This window comes from Bradyrhizobium sp. STM 3809 (assembly GCF_000239795.1).
Lineage (GTDB): Bacteria > Pseudomonadota > Alphaproteobacteria > Rhizobiales > Xanthobacteraceae > Bradyrhizobium.
On the sequence record NZ_CAFJ01000003.1, the window covers coordinates 1 to 5,415 of the forward strand.

A 5,415-nucleotide genomic window follows, 5' to 3' on the forward strand; every position below is an offset into this window, starting at 1 on the left:
GGTGCGATCCGATGAGGCTGTGGGCACGATGGTGCATGACCCCGCAGTTCGGCGCGCTGGCAGTCCTCGGTACGATCAATCTGGTGCTGGCAACGAAACTCCTTACGCTGGGGTTGGAAGCCGACAGGGCCGGCTTGCCGCGCGCAGGATGGGAGTCAGCGCTGCCGCGATCGATCGGGGGCCTGGCCGAGCGACCGCCCATCGCGGCCTATGCCGAGATCACAGCGCGTCCCGCGTTCTCCCGCTCCCGCCAACCCTTCGTCCCGCCGCCGCCCCCGCCGCCGCGACCGCTTCCTCATCCGGTGGTCCCACCGCCTATGGTCTCAGCTGATCCCGGCCTTCAGGTTGCGGGCGTCATGATCCAAGGTGGGAAGAGCAAGGCCTATCTCCAAAGCAACGGCGGACCGGGCGGGGGTTCGTGGGTCACGGAGAACGAGTCGTATAATGGCTGGCAGGTCAAGATGATCGATCCCTCAGGTGTTCGGATCGAGCAGGCAGGGCGCGCGATCGAGCTGCAGCTCTACCCTCGAAACTGAAGGTGACCTGAGATTCGTTTTGGCCGAACCCCAGAAAGCGCTGAGGCCTCGCCGAAAGTGCACATTTGGCTGCAAAAAGCGCCTTCTCGTTCAGCGCGCGAGACACCCATTGAACTCGCGATCGAGATGCCCGCCCTCCGAGCGCACGGTAATTTCTGGTTAGCATTGAAATCTCTTTTGTTTGCCCGACGTCGGAGGCGCTCAGGAGATACTTGCGCCTGTGAAGGATGCCGCAGAGATCGTGGGGTGCGCTGGGAGAAGAGCGCTTCAGACACTTTGGGCATTTCCTCAAGCTCGTCGCAAATTGACCTTTCCCCTCGGGCCTAATCCAGTTTGAAGTTCGTTCTGGCCCCAACGAGGACCAGAGCATGAAACGCAGCCGCTTTACGGAAGAGCAGGTCATCGGGATTTTGAAAGAGCACGGGGCTGGCGTGCCGGTCGCCGATCTGTGCCGCAAGCATGGCGTGAGCGACGCCAGCATTTACAAGTGGAAGGCCAAGTTCGGCGGAATGGACGTCTCGGAGGCCAAGCGGCTGAAGAGGCTGGAGGACGAGAATACGCGGCTCAAGCCGCTGCTGGCGGATGCCATGCTGGACAATGCCGCGCTGAAGGATCTCTTGGGAAAGAAGTGGTGACGCCTGCGGCCAAGCGGAAAGCTGTAGCGCATCTCGCGGACGTCCACGGGATGAGCGAACGGCGGACGTGTAAAGCCATCGGCTGTTGCCGCATGACGGTCAGATATCAGACGAGCCGATAATACAGGGCTGCGGGAACGCATGAGGGCGATCGCCCACGAGCGCCGCCGCTTCGGCTATCGTCGCCTGCACGTCCTGCTCAAGCGGGATGGCTACCTGGTCAATCACAAGAAGCTGTTCCGGCTCTATCGCGAGGAGCGGCTGACGGTACGCCGCAGGGGCGGCCGCAGACGGGCCATCGGGACGCGAGCACCGATGACGGTGCCGCAGCTCCCGAATGATCGCTGGTCGCTCGACTTCGTGTCGGATCAGATGACCGACGGCCGGCGCTTCCGCATCCTTGCCGTGGTCGACGACTGCACCCGAGAGTTCCTGGCGCTGGTGGCCGACACCTCACTCTCGGGCGCCCGAGTCGCTCGGGAGCTGGACTGGCTGGTCGCTGAGCGCTGCAAGCCCAGGATGGTGGTGAGCGACAACGGCAGCGACCTCACCAGCAATGCCATCCTGACATGGACCGACCAGAGCCGCATCGCCTGGCACTACATCGCGCCGGGCAAACACATGCAGAACGCCTTCATCGAGAGCTTCAACGGCCGCCTGCGGGATAAACTGCTGAATGAGACGCTGTTCACCTCGCTCGCCGAGGCCCGCGTCGCGCTCCGATGCTGGCGGGCCGGTTATAACGACGCTCGGCCGCATTCCCAGCTCGGATGGAAGACGCCATCCGAGTTCGCCGCCATCTGCAATCCGCGTCGGGATCTGGCGCTGCGCTGTGTCGAAGGCTCCGCGCCAGCTCCCGCCGCTACCACCGCCCGGATGGGCATATCCAACCGCCCGAACGAACTCCGACCTGGATAGAACTTGGGGGCATGGTCAATCCGGCACCTCCCGCGCAGCGCCGGGATGTCCGTTCTCGGAGCTCATTTTGAAATGGCTGGACGGTGGGAGGGCGGCTTGTGACCCAGAACGCCGATCCATTGGCAATTTTTAGCCCATACGTTGAAGTCAGCAGTCTTGTCACGGCTGGCACTATGCGAGTGCGATCCATTAATCCTAAGCTCGTACGCTACGAAAATACGGTTCTTGGACGACGCGCGCTCTCCTTGATCCATAAGGAGGCTTAGTCGAATAGGGAGGGCTGCGAAGTTACCCGCATGTCTCGAATAAGCTCAACGGCGAGTCCGCTGTTCGGCTGCCCGTTTCGTTCTGCTCGCCCAAAAGGACCAGATCACCGGCCATCCGGCCGAGCCTGGTCCGCCGCCTGCAGCTTGTCGTAGATCGTCCCATTCATCAGCAGTTCGATCTCGCTGGCCGGCATCGGCTTCTGGCATTCGGACAGCGGGTTGAACCAGAAGTTCGCGTTGGGCAGCATCCTGAACAGATCCCGGGCTGTGGCGCCGAGGCAGGCTTCTGGCGTCTTCACATAGTCGGAGATGCGTTTTCTTGAGGTGAACGCCGGCAGCCATGTCAGGCCCTGGAATTCGACGCTCGCGATGTTGATGCGTTCCTGGCGCGCCAGCGAGCGGCGCTGCCCGGGCGCGATCGGGGCCTCCGGTGTCAGGACATAGATCTCGGCCTCGAGCAGCGCGCGGTAGAACCGCGGGATGATCGCGGGGTCGCGGCCGGCCGCTTGCATCAGCGCTTCGAGACTGTTCTCCGGCTCGAACATCGTGGCCTCCCTTCACATTGATCAAATCGACGCAGCCCGCGCGTCAGTCGGGCTTGCCGCGCAACGCGCGATAGACGGTGTTGCGCGAGATGCCGAGCCGCCGCGCGGTCCTGCTGATGTTGTTGCCGGTGTCCGCAAAGGTGCTGAGCACCAGCGCCCGCTGGATCTCGTGCAGGTCGGCCGGCGCGCCTTCCTCTACTGTGATCTTCGGCGCCATACGCTCAGGGCGACCGGCGCCGAGGACGACATCGACGGTTTCGGCGTCGATCACGGGCCCGGTTTCGCTGAGCGAGAGCCGTGCGAGGGCGTTGCGGAGCTCGCGGATGTTGCCGTCCCAGCCTCGTTGCGCCAGCCGCTGAATCGCAGCCTCGGACAGCGCGATCGACGGGTCGATCTTGTGCATCAGATGGCGCGCGATGTCGGCGAAGTCGGTGCGTTCGCGCAGCGGCAGCAGCGTCACCTCGAGCGTGTTGAGGCGAAACAGCAGGTCGGATCTGAAGCGGCCCTTGGCGATGGCGTCGTCGAGATCGGCGTTGGTGGCCGAGACCAGGAGGACATCGACCTCGCGCTTGCTGCCGCCGACCGGCCGCACCGTCCAGTCGTCGAGGAAGCGAAGCAGCACCGCCTGCAAGGTCACCGGCATGTCGCCGATCTCGTCGAGGAACAGCGTGCCGCCGTCGGCCTCCTTGAACAGGCCGGCCGAGCCGCCCTTCCGGGCGCCGGTGAAGGCGCCCTCGGTATAGCCGAACAGCTCGGCCTCGATCAGGCTGTCGGGAAGCGCGGCACAATTGACCGCGACGAACGAGCCGCTGCGCCGGCTCGCAGCATGCGCGTGCCGCGCCATCTGCTCCTTGCCGGTGCCGGTCTCGCCGCGAATGAGGATCGGCATCTTGCGCGCGGCGGCGACCGCGACCCGCTGCACGACGGCCGCGATCCGCTGATCGGCGGAAATGAACGGCGCCGCGGGGCTCTTCGGCGGTGTCGGCCGCGGCGCCAGCACGCGATGCGTCATGGGAAACTGGCGGCTGTTCTCGATCGTGGCGACGAACTGGCTGCCGACGTCGTCCTCGAGCCGCTGCCGCTCCTTGCGCCGGCCCTCGTCGACGAAATCGCTGAAGCGGCCCCGGAAGACATCGCCGAACAGGCGGCCGGCCGAGGCCGGCAGTCCGTGCAGCAGCACGCGCGCAGCCCGGTTGGCTGCCAGAATCCGGCCATCATTGTCGACCGCGAGCAGGCCGGCGCTGAGCGTATGCAGATATTCGCCGCGGTTGTGGAAGGCGATCAGGATGTCGCCGCGATGCTGCTCGCGGAACAGCCCGTTCTCGATCTGGGTCGCGGCCATCGCGACCAGCGCCTGGGTGTGCGCCTGACGCGACATGCAATCGGACGATGCGTCGAGGATGCCGGCGACCTCGCCGTCGGGCGCGAAGATCGGCGCCGCCACGCAGGTCAGATTGTTGTAGCGCGCGAAGAAGTGCTCGCGTCCATGCACGACGATTGGCCGCTTCAGATAGGCGGCCGTGCCGAGCCCGTTGGTGCCGCAGATGCTCTCGGTCCAGAGCGAGCCGGCGCGGATGCAGGCGGCGTCCGAGGCGTCGCTGAAGCTGGAGTCGGAGATGATATCGAGCAGGAGCCCTTCAGCGGTGGCGAACGCGATCATGAAGTTCGAGCCGGCGATCTGCTGATGCAGCGTGTGCATCTCGGCCAGAGCGAGGCCGCGCACCAGCGAGCAGCGCTGCTGCTCCTGCCGCAGCACGGCGGCATCGACGAATTCGGGCGACGGCGGGCGCAACGCATCGAGACCCATCGTGATGCAGCGCATCCAACTGTCGTAGATGTCGGCCGACATCTGACCGCCTGGCGGATGGTCCTGATCGTCCAGCTTCAACCACGCGCCATCGAGGCGTCGGCTGCCAGGCAGCATCGTCATCCTCCCGGTCCGGGGCTTCGCCGGATCGCCGGCATGCCGCGGCTGTTGTTTGTTAGTTCGTACGCTGCTTCGATCAGCATAGAGCAAGCGCGCGAAAAGCAGAACTCCGAAGCGGTTGTCGCGAGGCGATCTCGCCTTGCGAAAACTGTTCCGTCCCGGAACAGTTGTGCAGGCGGCATTGATCCGCGGCGGACCGAAGGCCGGCGCGAGCGCGGATGAGAAGACCCTGATTATCAGTCTGTTAGCTCGCTGGCATAGCTCTTGCTCAACCCTGGTCAACGACGGCTGCGACACGTTGCCGTCGAAACAAAAAAATCCGGGGAGACGACATGAAGGCCGCGGTGCTCCATGCGTTCGATGAAAAGCTGACGTCGAGAGAGTTCGTCAGATATGAGGAGGTTCCCGACCCGAAGATCTCGCGTCCGATGGACGTGATCGTCCGCATCGGTGGCGCCGGCGTCTGCCGTACCGATCTTCACATCGTCGAGGGAATTTGGCGCAGCAAGGTCGACGTCAAGCTCCCCTACATCATGGGTCATGAGAACGCGGGCTGGGTCGAGGCGGTCGGTCCCGGTGTCGAGGGCG

Annotated in this window: 4 protein-coding genes and 1 pseudogene; 3 read left to right on the forward strand and 2 right to left on the reverse strand. The window is 64.5% G+C overall.

Annotation, left to right across the window (positions count from 1 at the left end; translation table 11 throughout):
* Together BRAS3809_RS00195 and BRAS3809_RS00205 are read left to right on the forward strand one after the other, a co-directional pair.
* Positions 1–536: hypothetical protein (locus BRAS3809_RS00195; RefSeq protein ID WP_349509821.1), on the forward strand; the 536-nt coding region annotated here is incomplete at its 5' end.
* Between the two features lie 368 nt (positions 537–904).
* Positions 905–2,089: pseudogene (locus BRAS3809_RS00205) on the forward strand (IS3 family transposase).
* A gap of 370 nt (positions 2,090–2,459) precedes the next feature.
* Here BRAS3809_RS00205 and BRAS3809_RS00210 read toward each other — a convergent pair.
* Both BRAS3809_RS00210 and BRAS3809_RS00215 read right to left on the reverse strand, forming a co-directional pair.
* Positions 2,460–2,900, reverse strand: a complete 441-nt coding sequence (locus BRAS3809_RS00210; RefSeq protein ID WP_008960088.1) for an SseB family protein — start codon at positions 2,898–2,900, stop codon at positions 2,460–2,462.
* A gap of 43 nt (positions 2,901–2,943) precedes the next feature.
* On the reverse strand, positions 2,944–4,824 hold the full coding sequence (locus tag BRAS3809_RS00215) for a sigma-54-dependent Fis family transcriptional regulator (protein WP_035654685.1): 1,881 nt from the start codon (positions 4,822–4,824) through the stop codon (positions 2,944–2,946).
* Between the two features lie 335 nt (positions 4,825–5,159).
* Between BRAS3809_RS00215 and BRAS3809_RS00220 the strand changes: the two genes are divergently transcribed.
* A partial coding sequence (locus BRAS3809_RS00220) for an alcohol dehydrogenase catalytic domain-containing protein (RefSeq protein ID WP_035654682.1) occupies positions 5,160–5,415 on the forward strand: 256 nt, incomplete at its 3' end.

Bases quoted from the DNA above. Each gene is read 5' to 3' on its own strand.
- BRAS3809_RS00210 (WP_008960088.1), bottom strand. From the start codon at position 2,900: ATGTTCGAGCCGGAGAACAGTCTCGAAGCGCTGATGCAAGCGGCCGGC.
- BRAS3809_RS00215 (WP_035654685.1), bottom strand. From the start codon at position 4,824: ATGCTGCCTGGCAGCCGACGCCTCGATGGCGCGTGGTTGAAGCTGGAC.